Source organism: Neobacillus sp. 204, assembly GCF_046562815.1.
In the GTDB taxonomy this organism is placed as follows: domain Bacteria; phylum Bacillota; class Bacilli; order Bacillales; family Cytobacillaceae; genus Neobacillus.
Map to the genome: position 1 here is coordinate 749,522 of NZ_JBJORY010000001.1, position 21,609 is coordinate 771,130.

The following is a 21,609-nucleotide window of genomic DNA, read 5'->3' on the forward strand; positions in this document are numbered from 1 at the left end:
TTTCCTAGTGAATTAATTCATTAAAAATGGATTGACTAAATTAAAGATCCATTATAAAATACAATTCGTAATGTTTACGATTTATGAAAACCTCATAAACTCTGATTATATGATATAAGTATTTTATTTAAATCGTAATAATTCCTAATTATTATTATGCTGGAGGTAAACATGAAAAAACTGATTGGTACATTAATTATTTTTCTTTTGTTCTTAACTGGTTGCTCCAACGCAGTTTCAACAAAAAATGAAAAGACAAGTGAAGGATCCAAAAAACTGCAAATTGTTACTACATTTTATCCTATGTATTATTTTGCCCAAAGAGTGGCTGGCAACTCAGCAAACGTTGAACTTTTAGTTCCGAACGGTGCAGAGCCGCATGATTGGGAGCCAACTGCAAAGGATATGGCTAAAATTCAAGATGCAGATATGTTTATCTACAATAGCCGTTATTTTGAAACCTGGACTGAAAAAGTATTAAAGAGTATTAATGATACAAATTTAAACGTTATTGAGGCATCGAAAGGGATTGAATTAATGGATGCCCTAAAATCAGAGGAAGAGGAAGAAGAGCATCATTCTGAGTCTGTGTCTTCCAAAGACCCACATGTTTGGTTATCTCCGGTTTTAGCACAGCAAGAGGTTGATAATATTGCTAAAGCTTTAGAACAGGCAGATTCCAAAAATAAAGACCAGTTTGAAAAAAATGCAGCGGCTTTAAATTCGGAGCTCGCCGATTTAGATCGCTTATATAAAGAGACGATTGAAAAAGCACAGAAAAAAGAATTTGTCACACAACATGCTGCATTTGGTTATTTGGCAAAACAATATGGTTTAACTCAAATTCCTATAGCAGGTTTATCACCTGATGTGGAACCTACATTAGGGAAATTGGCGGCATTAACGGAATTAACAAAGAAGGATAATGTAAAAATTATTTATTTTGAGGAGCTAACCTCTTCAAAAGTCGCTCAGACGTTAGCCAAAGAAATAGGTGCTAAAACTGAAGTTTTAAATCCTTTAGAAGGATTAACAAAAGAAGAGCAAGAAAAAGGTCTAGACTATATAGATGTTATGAAAAAAAATCTTGAAGCATTAAAACTATCTATTTTAGAGTAATACTCAAATGAGGCTAGGATTAGTTATCCTAGCTTTTTTATCCTAATAACGTCATTGGTATCGGAATTTTAAATATAAAAATATATCTTACATTAAAAAACATTGACCTTATAAAGGGAGAATTGGTGATTGGCGGTAGAAAGGTGGATTTAAAGAATATAAACTGCCCGCTTTTTGTCTTCTCTTGCTCACGTGACACAATTATATTAGAGAAGCAAAGTCTTCCTGTGATGGACCTTGTTTCAAGTAAAGATAAAACTTATGAGGTTTATGAAGGTGGACATGTTTCGCTTGTCTTGACCGGGGTATTCGCTGAAGTTTGGGATAAGTGGCTTTCGGCTCAATAACAGGAAATTCAAGAAGTACTTGTATAATTTTTATTTTCAAGAAATTCTTATTAGAAATGGCATGTCACTAAATGTGGCATGCCATTCCTCTTTATGGATTAATCAATACATGAGCCATTTTTAATGCTTTACCAGTTTTTTTCTGTTTAAAATAATAATTAAACAATTCTTTTTTTGAACGTTTAATTAAATAAACAAAACCAAATTTTTCAAACAAAGGCAATGATTGTTCGGACAAGTATTGATGGTATTCCTGTTCTTTATCTTGGATTAAATAACTAAGTAAGGTAAATAAGTTTATATATAATTGTTCATTTTTCTTTAGTGCTGTTTCTAGTCCTTCATTTATCAGTTGTATTAATTCTTCCTTTGGAAGTAAACTTCCATAGTATGCACTGTTTACATAGCCTTCTAAAGAAAGTAGGTATGGGCCTGATTCGTTATCTTTAAGACTCATAGACTCTTTATAAAATTTATTGGCCGGTTCATAATTTTTTCTTCTAAAGTATTCAAAAGCTAAGTTGTGTAATACCTTTGCTTTTCGAGCAGGTGAATGACAAAGGTCACAGCTTTTGATTAAGCTTTCAAACCTCTGGATGGTTTCCTTAAAATCTCCATCATCTTTTACTTGAATCGCCATCAGCATTTCTGCATCAATCACTCGAAGATAGTTATTAATTTCTTCAAAAAATTGGCGCGATTTATCTGCAAAAAAATACGCCATAACGGGTAATTCCATGGAATGATACGCGACTGCTAAATGATAGGTATATTCCTTGTTAGTGTAATCTGCCTCATTAATTGATTTTAATGCTTGAATTGCTTTCAGATTTTCATGTTTAGCTAAATAATAAACGCCTAAAACATGCTTAAACAAATTAGCTTCATAGGATGATAATTTATCTTCTTTTTTTTGGATTTCAACGATGATGTCCAATGCTTCCTCAGTCAAATTATGCATTAGTAAATACCTTACCCGAAGTAATTTATAAAAATTAATATAATCAGAGATTTGAATTAAATCCTCTTGCTCAAGTTCATGATTTATAAGATCCATTTCTTCAAATAATTGCATGACAATAACATCATGCCAATGGTTTAAACGCTTTTTTATATTATTTAGTTTTATTATCTCATTTTCGATACTAATCCCTAGTCGCTCGGATAAAAGAGTGACAATTTCAGGTGCATATTCAGTATGTAAACGTTCAATTTTGCTAATATGTGTTCCAGAACAAATCCCTTTTCCTAATTGCTCTTGAGTCATTTGGTATTTTTCCCGATAAAACTTAATGATTTTCCCCTCGTACATATTGAATTTCTCCTTTTAGAAAAATTATATTGATAGTTTTGAGTATAGGAAAATCAGGATTCCCCCAAGTTTAAAAATAATTTTTTCTATATAATTAAAAATTTGTCATTTTCTAGTAACTTTACAGTTAAAATCTTTATAAATAATCGTTCAATTCTTCAAAGTTTGACAATGTTCTACAAGGATTTCGTCAAATCTTATAGTCAAATGAGGACAACTCGTAGAACAATTCCCCCAATTTACCGACAATAAAAGCTCAAGTACAATAGGAATTAATAGAGTTGTCTAATTATTCATACTCTTATTTTACACTATCTTTCTCTAGGGAGGAAAGCGATGCTCATAGGAATATGTGACCATTTTATTAAGGAAAACCTGCTAGATTTATTATTTTTAGAAAATAATAGTTTTAAAATTTGCAGCTAAAATTAAATTAGTAGAAGGAGCGTCGATTAATGAAAATTCGAAAGAAACGATTTCTAAATGTTATGGTAACAGGTGTCATAGCATCCAGCTTACTTACATCTTATTTAATGCCTCAGCAAAAAACCTATGCGATATCAAATTCTGCAGAATCAATCTTAAAAGGACTAACTGAAGAACAACGACAGTCTATAAAACGATTAACCCCACAAGAAGGATTCATCATTGATCCAAGTTTGTTGTCACTTAAAGATAAAACCGCAAATGTCATTGTTGAGTTCAAAACAGCTCCAGTCGAAAATGCCCAGCAATCAAAATCAAAAGGTACATCTAAAAATAAAGCAGAAAAGATAAAAGGGGAACAAGAATATTTTAAACAACGATTAACTGAAATTTTTAAGAAGAAGGAGGAGTTAAACCAAAATATAAAAGAAAAGTCAATTAAATATCAAATTAAACAAACTTACCAGAATGTATTTAATGGAATGGCTATGACGATTCCTACAAATGAAATTAATACCTTGCTTGAGACTGGTGTAGTTAAAAGGATTTGGAAAGACAATGTCGTTAGTTTACCGAAAAATGAATTGACTACTACTCAAGAACCAACAACTGGAAAAGTAATTCCACCAGCGCTTCCTCATATAGGAGTTGATCGTTTACATAATGAGGGCTTAAAAGGACAAGGAATAAAAGTTGGGGTACTTGATACAGGGATTGACTATAATCACCCTGATTTAAAAGATGTTTATAAAGGCGGATATGATTTTGTCGATAATGACTCCGATCCAATGGAAACAACCAGGGCGAAATGGCTTGCATCTGGTCAACCTGAAACGATAGATGGTAGTTCATACTATACAGAACATGGAACTCATGTTGCTGGAACAATCGCATCTAACCCTAAAAATGATGTTGAATATGCAATGACAGGTGTAGCTCCGAATGTTGACTTGTATGCATATCGAGTATTAGGAGAATATGGATCAGGATATGATTCATCCGTTATCGCAGGAATAGAAAGAGCGGTAGAAGATGGAATGGATGTTATTAATCTATCATTAGGTAATGGTAATAATCATTCCTTAGATGCTACCTCTGTAGCCATCAACAATGCCGCATTAAAAGGGGTCATACCAGTTATAGCCGGAGGAAATGCAGGGCCAAATCCAGGTACGTTAGGTTCACCAGGTGCTTCTCCATTAGCTATCACTGTTGGTGCTAGTGATGTGCCGACTGATATTCCAACCGCTAAAGCAAGTTTAGCAGAGATTTCAGTTCAAAATACTTTAATGGGGCATGGACTTGGTAAGGATTATCTAAAGTTAATGGATAAAGAGTATGATGTTGTTGACGTAGGAATTGGTACAGAAGAGGATTATACTGAGAAAGACATTAATGGAAAAGTGGCGTTAATTTCTCGTGGAACGATCTCATTTGATGAAAAAATCCGACGAGCCCATGATAAAGGTGCTGTAGCTATATTGATTTACAATAATGAGGATGGAGAAATTCCATATTTCTTAGGTGAAAATTATGGTTATGTCCCAACATTTAAAATGTTACACGAGGACGGAGTAAAACTTTCAGAAAAATTAGAAGCAGATCCTACAGCTAAACTTAAATTAACAGACTTACAGTCAAATATGTCTACAGGTGATGTGTTAGCAGATTTTAGTTCACGTGGACCAGTAAATAATAACTTTGATATTAAGCCAGATGTAGTAGCACCTGGAGTCTCTACATTCTCTACTGTTCCAGAATATATTAATAGTCCAGAAGATGGTGTCGATTATTCTAGTGGTTATGCTAGTTTAAGTGGAACCTCCATGGCAACACCACATGTTGCTGGAGTTGCAGCCTTATTATTACAATCACATCCAGATTATACAGTTGCAGATGTAAAGGCAGCGCTAATGAATACTGCTGATCCATTAAAAGGTCGTACGTACAATGTGAATGAAGTTGGTGCAGGACGTGTAGATGCTTATGAGGCAGTTCACAATACAACGTTAATTGAAGTACAAAATAAGACTACTACATTAGATGAAGAAGGTTTAAAAATAGAAATCGATGACATCTCAGGATCTCTACCTTTTGGTAGTATTGCACAATCAAGTGAGACTCAAAATAGAACAACGTTGATTTCTTTAAAGAATTTAAGTAGTGAACTAGAAACATATCATACAAGAGTAGAATTTTTAACCATCGATGGTGTCTCAAAGGAAGCTGGTAAGAATGGTGTAACGCTTCAATTACCATCTACGATTGAAGTGAATGGAAATGACAGTAAAAATATGAATGCAGAAATATCAATTCCAGCCGATGCAGAATTTGGTATATATGAGGGATACATTTATATCGAAAATGAGTCGAAAACGGCAGAATATCAAATTCCTTTTCATGTTCGTTATTCTAAACCAGGATTCCAAAAATTAGAGTTTTTTAAACATGCCATAACGAATGACCTTAGTAACTTTCATCCGTATATCGAGCCGTTTACACCAGTCAGTTTCAAGTTAAATAGTCATATGAAAACGATTGATGTAGTGGTTAGCGATCTAGATGGAAAACCCATTGGGTTTTATGGCACATTTAATTTAGAAAATGCGTCAGTTGATACGGATTACTTAATATTTTTCGGATTTTCAGGTGAAGTAAAACATTTTACAGGTGATCCGAATAAACCTTTAGCACTTGAATATGAACCACTTAAAGAAGGCAAATACATTGTTTCTTATATTGGTACAGGGGAAGATGGTAAAACATATAAAATCGATAATGACATGGTGATCGATAATACCGCTCCAACCCTGGAATTTGATAAGAAAACAGGAATCAAGGAGCTCAATAGTTCAGATTTAACAACTGAAAATTATGATGGACAAGATTATACAGCCTATTGGGTACATGGAAAATTGTATGATGATACGATTGACTATTTAAAAAGTAGAGGACATGACATCACTCAAGAGGCAAATACCGCGTACGCCTATCAAGATTCATATTGGCCAACAGTTGAATTTTTCCCAAATGCAAATGGTGAATTTAAATTTGGTGTCTTACCAGAAGAATATGCAAACTATCCAACAAATGTAGCCATCTATACTTATGACTACGCTACTGCTGGAAATCCAACTTTCCCAGACTTTACTTTTATTAATAAAGGGGATAAATATTCCACAATAAAACCAAATTCAAAAAGTGTAAGTCTTGGTTCGGAGTTTGTAAATACATTTACAGTTCAAAACTCAAAAGATTTAACAAGTGCTTCTGTAACAATCGATGTTCCTAATTTCTATAAAGTTGTCGACGTTAAGCCATCAAAACAACTAGAGGATCTAGCAAAGAAAAATAATTGGACTATAAATGTCGCAAAGCCTCAAATTACCGAAAACACTTGGTCTAATCTTTCAGCATTTGCAGTAGATATTTCAAACAAAAAGACACAATTACCAGTTTCAATTAATGATGATATTGATTTATTGGATATCACATTAAAAGTAGTCGATGACCATAATTATATGGTAGAAAGTGGATTCTATTATCAAGAATCTTCCTATCAAACAAGCTCTGGTAGTAAGTCTTCTTTACCAACATTTGCTGAAAGGTTTAAATTCATTTCCCAGCACTCATGGTTCGAAGGGTACTATCATGGTGAAGCAGTTAATTTGGATAATTATGATTTAGATTATTCAAAGATTGGTACAAAAGCTTATCTAGTAGATAAAAACGGTAAAAAGTATCCTGCCGATATTTCAGATAGTGGGTATATGACGATAACGGATATTCCTGCAACGAGTGATGAATATACATTAATTGTCGATATTCCTGGCCATTTCCAATACAGCAAAAAAATAACTTTAAGCAGGTCTATTGATGGAAAAGTCCAAGGTATTTTCTATGTTGCCTATACGGATACGGCTGCTGCTGGAGATGTCAACGGAGATCATGTAATCGACATTTATGACGCAAAGCTTATTGCAAATAATGCGGGAATTTCAGGGGATAGATTGAAAGAAGATCTTAACAAAGATGGAGTCGTTGACATTATTGACTTTAATTATGTCGAAAAGAACTTCATGTCCATCAATCCATACATCCCAACATCAAATAAGCCAGTTGAAAAAACAGGAAACCTAACATTAGAAGAATTGAAAAAAAGTTTTAATTAAAAAAAGAGGGTGCCTTTTGATTGATATGCTCCCGATAAAGTAGACAGATGAAATAATAAAAATCTGTTCTTCTTTATTGGGGGTTTTTTTATGGCAAAAAGTGCTGGTGGATTTCAACCACCGTTTGCACCACCAGGACAAGGTCCAGATGCAGGACCACCAACTTCACCACCGCCATCTTTTGTTCCTCAACAACAAGTAGAAGCATATGCAGTTGACCCAGGAGGTATTGCAAGATGCTTATTCAGATACACGTAAGTATGGCTGAGAGGTTTTGACGAGTTTTGGTTTTATCCAACATTTGTTGGTCGAAACTCTGTCTCAGGGTATCGTTGGACTGGATTTAGATGGGTTTATTTCGGAATAAGCTTACGACAAGTTCAATCGTTTACTTGCTATTAATAAGGTAAAGAAATACTAAAAAGAAGAGATTGTCTCATAAGGTGGACAACTGCCCGATGGAGACAACCTTTAGTATTAAGATGCGGCTTTTGTTTAAATTGTTTGTCCTCCTGATATTTTATTTTTATTAGAAAACATTAAAAATAAACTAGGAAAAATAGCGATAAAGTTTTCTGAAATTTATTAAACTGGAGTTCCTATAAAAAACGCAAATATGGATTTCTAAAGAGAAGGAAATTCCCTGAACCCGCAAATGATAAAGAGATCTCTGAAGAATAAATCTCCTTTTTATAAGGCATTATAAGTGTAATCGTAAAGGAGGTTAAAATCATGATTAAAAAAAACATCAGTGTCTTATTGGTGTTCTTTTTAATAATAAGTCTGACTGGATGTAACAAAAATTCAAATGAATCATCATCACCTAAGACGTCCAAAATAAATCAAATGAACATATCGAACCCTTCTGACAAACGGAAAACTAGAATAAGTGCTGTTACATTAACCCCCTATCCAACTTCGGTAGCTTCCGTAGTAAATAAAAAATATTATTTACCTATTACTTATGTGCCGAAGAATTTAGTATATCCGAAAGTACCATTTCTATTCAAAGAAAAAATTGAAAAACGTAAAATGAGGCAGGAAGCCGCAAGAGATTTAGAAAAGATGTTTGCCGCAGCTAAAAAGGATAGAATTTATTTGAGTGGGGTATCCGCATATCGTTCTTATGCTACACAAAAAGTATTATTTAACAATTATGTTAAAAGAGATGGATTTAAAAAAGCCCTAACATATAGTGCAATTCCGGGAGCCAGTGAACATCAAACAGGTTTAGCGATTGATGTCAGCGGAGCAGACGGAATATGCGCAGTTTCATCTTGTTTTGGAAGCAAAAAAGAAGCGGCCTGGTTAAGTAAAAACAGTGCGAATTTTGGGTTTATTGTTCGTTACCCAAAAGGAAAAGAATCTATTACAGGTTATAAGTATGAACCGTGGCATCTTCGTTACGTAGGACATATCTCAAAACCAATTAAAAATCGTGGGATTACACTTGAAGAATATTTAGGTATTCAATCCGTTTCTAAATAACAATAAAGCGATTCTCTAAATACAGAGAATCGCTTTTTTTATGTACGATCATCTTTCACTTTGATGGCTTATTCTTAGTAATAAGAGAAGAGGCTAAAATATATTGGTAGCCGCCCTCATTCTTATCTAGTTCTTTATGTCTATTTTAATCGACTTATTTTTTAAAAAAATCATAAGATTCTAATAATTGTAATTAAATCCCCCAATTTTCAAGAGAAAGCCCTCCACCAATTTCGACAAAATTCATAAATATTCTTCCTGATAATAATTTGAGATTCTATTTTAATTTTGTTTATATGACAAATTTTTTTGTGGAATTAAAAATATAAGTCTATCGGACTATGCTTTATTCCCCCAATTTACTGTGCTTAATGGTGAATGTACAATTTTAATTATATTTATCTTCTCAAAAGGGTTAGAGATAAGCGTAAGGTTATTATTCATTTAATTTTATTAAGTTCCTAATCTCATAATTTTTGTGAAATAAATATAAAACTTAAAATCAAATAAAGAGGAGCTATGTTAATGAACAAGAGTAAAATGAAGGCATTTAAAGTTATGACTACTGCAGCTGTAACATCCTTACTTCTTTCATCATTCACAGTTTTTGCGGAAACGAATGACGCTTCAACTGGGTCTCAAGCGTTTGCAGATATAGTGGAACAAGGAAGGAATTTATTTTTTGATCAGGACAAGTTAGAACCTGGAAGTAGTGATTTATATAATAAGGACATGAATAAGGAAGGTGCAAATAAAGTCTATAACCCAAATGATGTTGTTCGTTTAATTGTAGAAGTTGAGCAACCAACAGATATGGACAATACATCTAAAAATAAAAAAACATTAATGAAGCAAAAGCAAGACAAAGTCATTGACCAAATCGCTAAAACGAAAACGTCTAAATCAAATTCACCAACGAAAGTGAAACATCGTTATTTTGAAGGGTTTAACGGATTCAGTGTCGAAACAGAGTTCCAAAATTTAAAAGATATTAAGTCTATTCCAGGGGTTACGAATGTACATATTGCTAGAACATTCCAGGAATCAATGGCAGCGAGCAAAGAATTAGTACAAGCTCAAAAGGTTTGGGAACAATACGGCTATAAAGGTGAAGGATTATTAGTAGCGGTCGTAGATTCCGGGATTGATCATTCGCACAAAGATATGAAACTATCTGATGATGCAAAAGCGAGAGAAAAATGGACTCAAGATAAAATGAATCAAAAAATGGCAGAAACAGACGTAAACGAAATTTGGTATTCCGATAAAGTCCCAACAGGATATGACTGGGCAGACAATGATACAAATGTTATCCCTGGATTAAATGGTAGTCCGCATGGAACACACGTATCGGGTACAATTGGAGCAAACGGTGACGAAGCAACTGGCGGGGTCGCTGGTATTGCACCAGGTGTTCAACTATTAGCAGAAAAGGTATTCTCGGATAGTGGCGGCGGAGCTTATGAGGATGATATTATCGCAGGAATTGAACATGCCATTACTATGGATGCAGATGTGATAAACATGAGCTTAGGTGTTGATGCAGGCTCTGTTAGTGAAGAAGATGATCCGATTCAAAAAGCGATTCGAGTTGCGACAGAACATGGAACTCTTGTTGTAGTGGCAGCTGGCAATTCCGCTTATAGTACGAAAAATAATTTATTTCTTGACTCTGCTTCAAAGCCATATGCTGAAAATCCTGATATTGGGACAGTTGGTGCACCAGGTGTAAGTCCCTATGCTTTATCGGTAGCATCCTATGAAAATACAAAATTGCATTTAAATACTTTAGCAGAAACAAATGGTTTAAAGATTCCTTTCCAAGATCAAACGATGTTTCCAGCAAAATATAACTTTAAACTGTCAAGATTTTTAAATCCGGATCAAGAGTATGAAATGGTGTATGCAAACGAAGGACGAAGCAAAGCTGATTTTCCTGTCAATAAAACTGGCTACATTGCAGTAATAAAATTAAAAAATGAATATTATTCTTATTCTTCTATTCAATTTAACGCAGCAACGTATGGAGCAAAGGCGGTTATCATAATACCAGCTGATAATATGGCGACTGATTATCCGTATCTAAGATTAACTGAAAATTCCATTCCAACTGCTACAACAGGTAAGGGTCCAGGGCAAGATCTATTAAATAAACTAAAAAGTGGTCAAACGGTCAAGATGAAATTAGCAGGGGATACTTGGATAGATAACGCAAACAAAGACAAAATGTCCAGTTTTTCATCCTATGGTTCTCCAAGTACATTAGATTTTAAACCAGAGATTTCTGGTCCTGGTGGAAATATTTATTCCACTGTACCAGGTAATGATTATGAAGTGATGAGCGGTACATCAATGGCAACGCCTCATGTTGCAGGCGGTTCAGCATTGCTATTGCAAGCACTTTATCAAAAAGGATTAACCCATTCAGAAGATACGGTGTTAAAAGCAAAGCTTGCTTTAATGAATACAGCTAATGTGGTCATGGATCCAAAAACAAACGGTGAAGTTCCATATTCACCACGCTTACAAGGATCTGGTTTAATGAAAATTCAAAATGCGATTAATACTCCGGTCATAGTAAAAAGATGGAACACACCGTTAGAACAAGCTGGAGCGGTTGCTTTAAAAGAAATCGGCCAAAATACTAGCTTTAAATTAAATATGGAAGCATTCGACGCTCCTAAGGGTAAAAATAATAGTGCTGACATTGAATATAATGTTTATGTAGACCTATTGAAAGATAAGACTGAAATGAAGGACTATGATTTAGATAATGATGGAAAAATGGATTCAAAAGAGTATTTAACATTAACGAGTGAACGTATTAATGGTGCAACTGTCACAGTAAATGATAATATCGTAACAGACAAAACAGGTTCCTTAGTAAAAATCAAACCAGGTCAAACCAAAATGCTAACGGTTAATGTATCATTACCAGATTCCTTAAAGAAAAATAGTTTTGTAGAAGGATTTGTTCGTTTAGTTCCAGTAGCACAGGACCAGGATAAAGCAGTACCTTTAACTGTTCCTTATATGGCCTTCTATGGAAATTGGGATGAACCACTAAATATCGATCCTCCTGCATGGGAAAAAGATGCATTTTTAGGCTATACAGCACTTTGGGATTACACGTCAGAACGATATCCAAAAGGATATGATTCTACTACTGGAACGTTTGATCTTAACAAAATTGCCATCTCGCCAAACTACCATCTAGATGGTATCTATTCTTCATTTACAGCGTTACGTAATCTACAAAAAACAGAAATGTATGTTGAAGATCAATCAGGTAATATCGTTAAATATTTAGGTGACTTCAGTGAATATACTGGGACACCATGGAAATTCAGAAAGAATGTCATGTCATTTGGGGACACTTATTACAATGAACTCTATCCTTGGGATATGAGAGATGAGTCTGGACAATTTGTACCAGATGGAAATTATCAATATGTGATTAAATCAACATTAGATTATCCAGGTGCAAAACCACAGGAAGTTAAAATGCCTGTTAAAGTAGATGCCACCCTCCCTAAAGTTACTGACATTACTGTAACTCCAAAGGATGGAAAATACGAAATTTCCTGGAAAGGCACAGATAATGAAAATGGAAGTGGTTATATAGCTGCAATGGTTTGGGTGAACGGAAATTACTATACACCAGGAAGAGCGACATCATTTGTTTTAAATTACGAACCGAAAAGTATAGTAGTTATTGGAGCAGACAACGCGTTTAACCACTCTTACTCCGTTTGGGGAGATCAAAGTTCAAAATATATGAGTGAATGGATGGTCCTTTCCAATTCTAGTGTATGGCCGACTAAAAATTTAAACAAAAACACTCCAACAGAGGTAGATTACTTTGCCCAAAACAGATCGGACTGGACGTTTTATGTTAAAGATGCAAATGGAAATATAATCGATACATTTGCATATAAAAATGAAAAAGAAGTTCATGAAAAATGGGTACCTAAACCGGAGCTTCCAAATGGTAACTACTTTATCTCAGCTGAAGTAGTATCAAAAGACGGTTTTAAAGTAACAACAACTCCAGTAAAAGTAACAGTTCTTCAATAAACTAATAAAAAATAATGGAAGCTAATCATAAAATAGGGTTAGCTTCCTTTTAATACCATATTCATTCTTAGGACTTTATACACATTTTAATCAACTCATTTTTTTATAAAATCATAAAATTTTATTAATTATGTGTATTTCCCCCAATTTAGGACAAAATACTCCACTAAAAATATTGATTTCGATAAAATTAGAAATGTTTTTTCTGGTAATAACTTGAAATTTTACATTAATATCGTTTAAATGACAATCTTTTTGATGAACTTTCAAGTATCAATATAAGTCTATTGAACTATGCGATTATTCCCCCAATTTACTGTATTTTATGGTGCATGTACAATTTGAATTATATTTATTACTCATAAGGGTTAGCATTTACCATAAAGTTATTATTCCTATAACTTTATTAAATTCCTAATCTCATAATTGTAGTGAAATAAATATATAACACCAAGAAAAAGGAGAGACGTAAATGAAAAATAGTAAAATGAAGCCATTTAAAGTCATGACTACTGCAGCTGTAACAGCCTTACTCCTTTCATCATTAACAGTTTTTGCAGAAACGAATGACACTTCAACCGAGTCAGTCGTTTTTGAAAATATAGTGGAACAAGCAAGGAATTTATTTTTTGATCAGGACAAGGTAGATCCTGTAAGTAATGATATTTATAATAAAGACATTAATAAAGAAGGTTCGCTTAAAGCCTATAATCCAACTGATGTTGTTCGTTTAATCGTACAAGTGGAACAACCAACAGATGTGGACAATACATCTAAAAATAAAAAAACATTAATGAAGCAAAAGCAAGACAAAGTCATCGACCAAATCGCTAACACAAAATCAAAAACGCCTTCTAAAGTGAAACACCGTTTTTTTGAAGGGTTTAACGGATTCAGTGTTGAAACAGAGTTCCAAAATTTAAAAGATATCCAATCCATACCAGGTGTTACGCATGTTCATGTTGCTAGAACATTCCAGGAAACGATGGACGTAAGTAAAGAATTGGTACAAGCTCAAAAAGTATGGGAACAATACGGATATAAAGGTGAAGGCTTAGTAGTTGGGATAGTAGATTCCGGGATTGATTATAAGCATAAAGATATGACATTATCTGATGCAGCCAAAACAAAAGAAAAGTGGACTCAAGATAAAATTAATCAAAAATTTGAAGAGACAGACGTAAACGAAATTTGGTATTCTGATAAAGTTCCAACAGGATATGATTGGGCAGACAATGATACAAATGTTATTCCTGCAGCAACTGGTAATCCGCATGGTACACACGTTGCAGGAACAGTTGGAGCAAACGGCGACGAAACGAATGGTGGTGTCGCGGGTATTGCACCAGGTGTTCAACTTTTAGCTGAAAAGGTATTTTCAGATAATGGTGGCGGTGCGCAGGAAGATGATCTTATAGCAGGTATTGAGCATGCTGTCACAATGGGTGCAGATGTTATCAACATGAGTTTAGGTTTAGATGCAGGCTATGTAGATGAAGAATATGATCCGGTTCAGAAGGCAATCCGAGTGGCGACAGAACAAGGTACCCTAGTTGTCGTAGCAGCAGGTAATTCAGCCTACAGTACAAAGAATACCATCACTGGGTCGTCATTGAAACCATATGCAGAAAATCCTGATATTGGAACAGTTGGTCAACCGGGTGTTAGTCCATCTGCTCTAACTGTTGCTTCCTATGAAAATACAAAACTTCATGTAAATAAACTAGATGAAGTAAACGGTATATCGCTCCCTTTCAAGGATCAAAGTCAATTCCCAGCATCGTATAATTTTAAAGTCTCTAAGAATCTTTCACCAGATGTTAGCTACGATATGGTATACGTAAACGAAGGAAAGTATGCTACAGATTATCCTAAAGGCAAAACTAACTACATTGCGGTAGTAAAACTATTAAATGCATATAGTACTTATTCATCCATTCAAATGACAGCTAAGAGTGCCGGAGCAACTGCAGTCATTATGATACCGCCTGCTGGTAAGGGTATACCTGATTATCCTACTTTAAGTTTAAGCCCATATGCACCTTATTTACGAACTGCCACAACAAGTATAGCTGCAGGTGAAGCATTACTGAATAAAATGAGTAGTCTGCCAAGTGGTCAATATTTAAGCATGAAATTTACAGGCGCTACTTTAGTAGATAGCCCAACGAAAGACACAATGTCATCTTTTTCATCTTTTGGTTCACCTAGTACATTAGATTTTAAACCAGAGATTTCTGCTCCTGGTGGAAATATTTATTCCACTATGCCGGGAAATAATTATGAAGTGATGAGCGGTACATCCATGGCAACTCCACATGTTGCAGGCGGTTCTGCATTGCTATTGCAGGCACTTTATCAAAAAGGATTAACCCATTCAGAAGATACCGTTTTAAAGGCAAAAATTGCTTTAATGAATACAGCTAATGTGGTCATGGATCCAAGAACGAATGGAGAAGCTCCATATTCACCACGTGTACAAGGTTCTGGGGTAATGAAAATTCAAAATGCCATTAACACACCTGTCATTGTGACAAGAAAAGACACGCCTTTAGAACAAGCTGGAGCGGTTGCTTTAAAGGAAATCGGTCAAAATACAAGCTTTAAATTAAACATGGAAGCATTCGACGTTCCTAAGGGTAATAATAATATTGCTGATATTGAATACAATGTGTATGTTGATTTACTAAAAGATAAGACGGAAATGAAGGAATTTGATTTAGATGCTGATGGGGTTTTAGATTCAAAAGAGTATTTAACATTAACTAGTGAACGTATTGAGGGTGCGACTGTCACTGTAAATGACAATACAGTAACAGATAAAACAGGTGCATTAGTTAAAATCAAACCAGGTCAAACAAAAATGCTTACTGTTAATGTAACGTTACCAGATTCCTTAAAGAAAAATAGTTTTGTAGAAGGATTTGTTCGTCTAGTTCCAGTAGCCAAAGACCAAGAAAAGGCAGTACCTCTAACAGTTCCTTATATGGGCTTCTATGGGAAATGGGATGAACTACGAAATATCGATCTTCCAGCATGGGAGAAGGATGCATTTGTAGGATATACGGCACTTTGGGATGATAGTTCAGAAAGATTCCCATTGGGACATGACCCGCTTACTGGTCAATTCCATCTTAACCGTATTGCATTCTCGCCAAACTATCAAAACCAAGGTATCTATTCGACATTTCAAGCCTTACGTAATCTAGATAAAGTTGAAATGTATGTGGAAGATCAATCTGGAAACCTCATTAAAAATTTAGGCGATTTTAGTGAATACACTGGAACACCATGGAAATACAGAAAAAATATTATGTCCTATGGTGATACTCAGTATGAAGGATATAAATGGGACATGAAAGACACATCCGGTCAATTTGTACCAGACGGTGTCTACCAATATGTGATCAAAACAACATTGGATTATCCAAACGCACGCCCACAAGTGGTTAAAATGCCAATGACAGTCGATTCCGTTTCTCCGACCGTTTCCAATATTAAAGTAACGCCAACGAACGGAAAATACGAAGTTTCCTTCGATGCGGAAGACAATGCAAGTGACTTTAATTCTGCAGTTGTTTGGATTAATGGAAAAACTCATCAGCCAACACCAGCAATTGGGCAAAAATCTATACTCACTACTACAGAACCGAAAAGTATTGTGATTTTAGCCGTGGATTTTGCAGGAAATATGTCTTGGACGACGTGGGGAGATCCGAGTTATATAAATCCTGGAATGGTGATTCAAACGGTCCAAGTTTATCCTAATACCAATTTGAGTCCAACCAAACCAGCTAATATCGCTGCCTATGCGTATAGCCGAGTCGATTGGAAGTTGATGGTGAAAGATGCAAACGGAAATATTATGGATTCGATGGAAGTCAAAAATGAACACACCATCCAAACCAAATGGGCCCCTGAAGACCTACCGAATGGCACGTATTATATTTCGTTTGAGGCCACTACCAAAGACGGTTTCAAAGTAACCAGCGTACCTAAAGCGGTAACGGTAGTGAATTAATAGGAAGCAAGGGGACGGTTCTTCTGCTGCCTATCCCCAAATCTTTTTTTATTTCAGTTTTGCGAATTTTATAGATTTGTTACAGATGGAGCTGACCCTTGCAAAAGGGTTGGCTTTTTTGTTTTCTTGCACAGGAGTAAATCATATAAACCATTTGACAATTAATTTTATCATTCTAGTTTTTGAATTTATGTCCAAATATCATATTCAGTTCTAGTTCTTTATGCTCATTTAAATTAATTTAATTTTTTAGTATTATCGAAAAATTCTATTAATTATAATTATTTCCCCCAATTTTAAGAGAAAGCACTCCACTTATAATATTGATTTCGACAAAATCTAGAGATATTTTTCCTGATAACTATTTGAAATTCTACATAAATAATGTTTAATTGACAATTTTTTAATAGAACTCATTAACATTTAAGTCTATTGAACTATGCCTCATTCCCCCAATTTACTGTGATTAATAGTGCATGTACAATTTGAATTGTATTTATTTACTCAGAACGGTTAGTGAATTGCCATTTTAATAGTTTTACTAATCTTAATAAAAGCAGTGAAATAAATATAAAATGTAAAATCAGATAACAAGGGGAGCAACGATAATGAAAAATGGAAAATTGAAAGCGTTTAAAGTTATGACTACTGCAGCTCTAACATCAATGATTTTTTCATCCTTCGTTTTTGCCGAAAACAATGACACAACATCCCAAACAGGAGATGCAATTGTTGAACAAGGAGCATCATTATTAGTCAAGAATAAGATTGAAACAGCCCAAGAAGACTCCATTTATAAAGATGTAAAAAAAGAAGATCCAACAAAAAACTATAAACCAGATGAGCTTGTTCATTTAATTGTAGAGCTTGAACAGCCGGAAGAAAATGAGCAAACAACATCGGAAATTAAAAGAGCTTTATTTAAACAAAAGCAAGACAAAGTCATCGAGCAAATTTCAAATGGAAAAAATTCTAAATCCAATGCTTCAATGAAAGTAAAGCATCGTTATTTTGAAGGGTTTAATGGATTCAGTGTTGAAACAGAGTACCAAAATTTACAAGATATCCAATCTATACCAGGTGTTGTGCATGTTCAGGTTGCTAGAACATTCCAGGAATCAATGGCAGCAAGTAAAGAATTAGTACAAGCTCAAAAGGTATGGGAACAATATGGATATAAAGGTGAAGGCTTAGTCGTCGCGGTCGTAGATTCCGGGATTGATTATACGCACAAAGATATGAAACTATCAGATGAGGCTAAAGCGAAAGAAAAATGGACTCAAGAAAATATAAATCAAAAAACGGATCAGACAGAGGTAAACGAAATCTGGTATTCCGATAAAGTCCCAACAGGCTATGATTGGGCAGATAACGATACAAATGTCATTCCTGGACTAAAAGGTAGCTCGCATGGTACACACGTGTCTGGAACAATTGGAGCAAATGGTGACGAAACAAAGGGTGGAGTCGCTGGTATTGCACCAGGCGTCCAGCTATTAGCTGAGAAAGTATTTTCCGATGTTAATCCTGGCGGTGCTTATGAGGATGATATTATTGCCGGTATTGAGCATGCTGTCACAATGGGTGCAGATGTTATCAACATGAGTTTAGGTGTTGATGCAGGCTATGTAGATGAAGAGTATGATCCGATTCAAAAAGCGATCCGAGTGGCGACAGAACAGGGGACACTTGTTGTTGTAGCAGCCGGAAATTCAGCCTACAGTACGAAGAATAATCTCACTAAGATTTCATTAAAACCATTTGCAGAAGATCCTGATATTGGAACTGTTGGTGCGCCGGGTGTAAGTCCATTTGCATTATCAGTTGCTTCCTATGAAAATACTAAAATGCATTTAAATGCAATCTCTGATGGAAATGGTTTGACGGTACCATTCAGAGACCTTACGCAATTTGGACCAACTTATAATTTTGAACTTTCTAAAAATCTATTACCAAATACCAATTATGATATGGTATTCGTAGGTGAAGGAAAGAAAACAACTGACTATCCTAAAGGCAAAACTGGCTACATTGCCGTAGTAAAACTATTGAATATGTATAGTACGGTTTCATCTATTCAATTTACCGCAAAGAGTGCTGGGGTAAAAGGCATTATTATGATCCCGCCTACTGGTTATCCAGATTATCTCTCTCTACCAGTAACGCCAGTTGCAGTACCAACTGCGCCAACAAGTATTGCTGCAGGTGATGCATTATTAGCTAAAATGAACAGTCTACCAAGTGGCCAATATTTAAGTATGAAAAATGTTGGCGATTATTGGGTAGATAATCCAGCGAAAAACACGATGTCTTACTTCTCTTCAATGGGTACAACACATACATTAGATTTTAAACCTGAAATTTCAGCTCCTGGCGGAAATATATATTCTACAGTTCCAGGAAATAATTATGAAGTGATGAGCGGTACATCCATGGCAACACCACATGTTGCAGGCGGCTCAGCTTTACTATTGCAGGCCCTTTATCAAAAAGGATTAACACATTCAGAAGATACTGTTTTAAAATCTAAAATTGCACTAATGAATACATCTAAAGTTGTCATGGATCCAAGAACAAATAGTGAAATTCCATATTCACCACGTGTTCAAGGGTCAGGGTTAATGCAAATTCAAAATGCTATTAATACGCCTGTTATTGTGACAAATAGAAACGCTTCTTTAGAGCAAGCCGGATCCGTTGCATTAAAGGAAATTGGTCAAAATACAAGCTTCAAATTACAAATGCAAGCATTCGACGCTCCTAAAGGTACAAATAATAGCGATGATATTGAATACAATGTCTATGTAGATCTATTAAAAGATAAGACAGAAATGAAAGATTTTGATTTTGATGGTGATGGAAAAGTAGAACCAAAAGAGTATTTAAGCTTAACAAGTGAACGTATTAATGGGGCGTCTGTCACTGTCAATGATAATACAGTAACGGACAAAACAGGATCATTAGTTAAAATCAAGCCAGGTCAAACTAAAATGCTGACGGTTAATGTATCTTTACCAGATTCCATAAAGAAAAATAGTTTTGTAGAAGGATTTGTACGTCTAGTTCCAGTAACCAAGGACCAAGATAAAGCAGTACCTTTAACTGTTCCATATATGGGCTTCTATGGAAAATGGGATGAACCACGAAATATCGATGCTCCAGCATGGGATAAAGATGCATTTGTCGGATATACTGCTCTTTGGAATGATGACCAAGACGCTCCATTGGGATATAATGGACAGGGTTTCGATCTTAACCATATTGCTTACTCACCAAACTATGTTGGTGCTACAGGTATCTATGGTTCATTCCAAGCCTTACGTAATTTAGAAAAAGTTGAAACGTCTATTGAAGATTCATCTGGAAATCTCCTTAAAAATTTAGGTGATTTTAGTGAATATACTGGAATTGGACAACCATGGAAATTTAGAAAAAATGTTATGGCATTTGGAGATACTATGTATCAAGGATACAAATGGGATATGAAAGACCAATCCGGACAAGATGTTCCTGACGGCCAATACCAATATGTCCTAAAAACAACAATGGATTATCCAAACGCAAAGCCACAGATTGTTAAAATGCCAATGTTGGTGGATTCGATTGCTCCGAAAGTATCCGATATAAAAATAACGCCAAATAACGGAAAATATGAAATTTCCTTCAATGCGGAAGATAATGCAAGTGACTTTAATTCTGCTGTTGTTTTTGTTAATGGAAAATCTTATTCATTGCCACTAGAGCAAAAATCTTTCCTTGTCAATACAGAACCGAAAGGTATTGTGATTTTAGGTGTTGATTATGCAGGAAATGTATCTTGGACCACGTGGGGAGATCAAAGCTACAATAATCAGAGTATGGTCATTCAAACAATCGCTGTTCTTACGTCTACAAATATTAACAAAAGCAATCCAGCAAAAATTGTAAGCTGGGCACATAACAGAGTAGACTGGACAATTAATGTAAAAGATGCAAGTGGAAAGATGATTGATTCTTGGCAAGTGAAAAATGAACATACATTGAAAGAACAATGGGCACCTAAAGCTGACGTACCAAATGGTACGTATTTTATCACAGCTGATATCGTTACAAAAGACGGTTTTAAAGTAACAACAACACCTAAACAAGTGACAGTTGTTCAGCAACCGTAAATAACTTATTAAAAAGCTATCCTTTCTATTTATTTTAGGAATTGGATAGCTTTTTTCAATTGGTCTTTAATAATGCTGTTTAATATTTAGAAGGACTTTTTGAATCCTTAAACCTTTCCATCGCTTTTGAAGTAATGTGTACTGTACTTACCGGCAACTTCTTCTTTCGGTTTAACAGTCGCATCTGGACAGGAGCAGCCATAGGCTGTCTAGCCGCTCGATAAACATACTCTCCGATATCCTCGCACCATACTGTTTTGGTGCATAATGTCACTTTTTGCCTGAAATTGACATTAAAATTAATACAAATTATATGTAATAAATGGAACACCTAAAAATAATATGACATTTTTCGCGAATCTCTTAAATTACCCCAAGTTATAATAGTCATATTTACCCATATAAACCTTAAAATCCTAGTTTTCTCATTGATTTTTCTTGTTAATCAGACAAATCTCTCAGTATTAGTAAATCATTGGTAATTATGGTGTGTTTT

General features: G+C 34.9%; 9 protein-coding genes. 8 read left to right on the top strand and 1 reads right to left on the bottom strand.

Translation table 11 applies throughout. The annotated features are described in order from the left end of the window. The first annotated feature begins 171 nt into the window (after positions 1–171). Both ACJ004_RS03545 and ACJ004_RS03550 read left to right on the top strand, forming a co-directional pair. Positions 172–1,119, top strand: a complete 948-nt coding sequence (locus ACJ004_RS03545; RefSeq protein WP_410891133.1) for a metal ABC transporter substrate-binding protein — start codon at positions 172–174, stop codon at positions 1,117–1,119. A 125-nt stretch (positions 1,120–1,244) separates the two neighbouring features. After that, on the top strand, positions 1,245–1,466 hold the full coding sequence (locus ACJ004_RS03550) for a hypothetical protein (protein WP_410891134.1): 222 nt from the start codon (positions 1,245–1,247) through the stop codon (positions 1,464–1,466). A 91-nt stretch (positions 1,467–1,557) separates the two neighbouring features. Here the strand turns inward: ACJ004_RS03550 and ACJ004_RS03555 are convergent, their stop codons facing one another. Continuing rightward, positions 1,558–2,778 carry a helix-turn-helix domain-containing protein gene (locus ACJ004_RS03555; protein WP_410891135.1) on the bottom strand — a complete coding sequence of 407 codons (1,221 nt, stop codon included), beginning with the start codon at positions 2,776–2,778 and terminating at the stop codon, positions 1,558–1,560. A 455-nt stretch (positions 2,779–3,233) separates the two neighbouring features. Here ACJ004_RS03555 and ACJ004_RS03560 point away from each other — a divergent pair, with 455 nt between their 5' ends. The 6 genes from ACJ004_RS03560 to ACJ004_RS03585 all read left to right on the top strand — a co-directional run bounded on the left by ACJ004_RS03560 (position 3,234) and on the right by ACJ004_RS03585 (position 21,113). Beyond that, entirely contained in the window at positions 3,234–7,376 is a 4,143-nt protein-coding gene (locus ACJ004_RS03560; RefSeq protein ID WP_410891136.1) for a S8 family serine peptidase, read from the top strand. A 90-nt stretch (positions 7,377–7,466) separates the two neighbouring features. Further along, complete coding sequence (locus tag ACJ004_RS03565; RefSeq protein ID WP_410891137.1) at positions 7,467–7,634, top strand: hypothetical protein; 168 nt, start codon at positions 7,467–7,469, stop codon at positions 7,632–7,634. Positions 7,635–8,108: 474 nt separating this feature from the next. Continuing rightward, the gene (locus ACJ004_RS03570) at positions 8,109–8,864 is read left to right on the top strand and encodes a M15 family metallopeptidase (protein WP_410891138.1); all 756 of its coding nucleotides are present in this window, start codon (positions 8,109–8,111) and stop codon (positions 8,862–8,864) included. A gap of 525 nt (positions 8,865–9,389) precedes the next feature. After that, entirely contained in the window at positions 9,390–12,941 is a 3,552-nt protein-coding gene (locus ACJ004_RS03575; protein ID WP_410891139.1) for a S8 family serine peptidase, read from the top strand. A 472-nt stretch (positions 12,942–13,413) separates the two neighbouring features. Beyond that, entirely contained in the window at positions 13,414–16,962 is a 3,549-nt protein-coding gene (locus ACJ004_RS03580; protein WP_410891140.1) for a S8 family serine peptidase, read from the top strand. Positions 16,963–17,570: 608 nt separating this feature from the next. Continuing rightward, a complete protein-coding gene (locus tag ACJ004_RS03585; RefSeq protein ID WP_410891141.1) occupies positions 17,571–21,113 on the top strand; it encodes a S8 family serine peptidase in 3,543 nt (1,180 codons plus the stop codon). Positions 21,114–21,609: the final 496 nt, after the last annotated feature.

Excerpts from the sequence above, each read along its gene's own strand:
- ACJ004_RS03560 (WP_410891136.1), top strand. The coding sequence starts at position 3,234 with ATGAAAATTCGAAAGAAACGATTTCTAAATGTTATGGTAACAGGTGTC.
- ACJ004_RS03570 (WP_410891138.1), top strand. The coding sequence starts at position 8,109 with ATGATTAAAAAAAACATCAGTGTCTTATTGGTGTTCTTTTTAATAATA.
- ACJ004_RS03585 (WP_410891141.1), top strand. The coding sequence starts at position 17,571 with ATGAAAAATGGAAAATTGAAAGCGTTTAAAGTTATGACTACTGCAGCT.
- ACJ004_RS03575 (WP_410891139.1), top strand. The coding sequence starts at position 9,390 with ATGAACAAGAGTAAAATGAAGGCATTTAAAGTTATGACTACTGCAGCT.
- ACJ004_RS03565 (WP_410891137.1), top strand. The coding sequence starts at position 7,467 with ATGGCAAAAAGTGCTGGTGGATTTCAACCACCGTTTGCACCACCAGGA.
- ACJ004_RS03580 (WP_410891140.1), top strand. The coding sequence starts at position 13,414 with ATGAAAAATAGTAAAATGAAGCCATTTAAAGTCATGACTACTGCAGCT.
- ACJ004_RS03555 (WP_410891135.1), bottom strand. The coding sequence starts at position 2,778 with ATGTACGAGGGGAAAATCATTAAGTTTTATCGGGAAAAATACCAAATG.
- ACJ004_RS03545 (WP_410891133.1), top strand. The coding sequence starts at position 172 with ATGAAAAAACTGATTGGTACATTAATTATTTTTCTTTTGTTCTTAACT.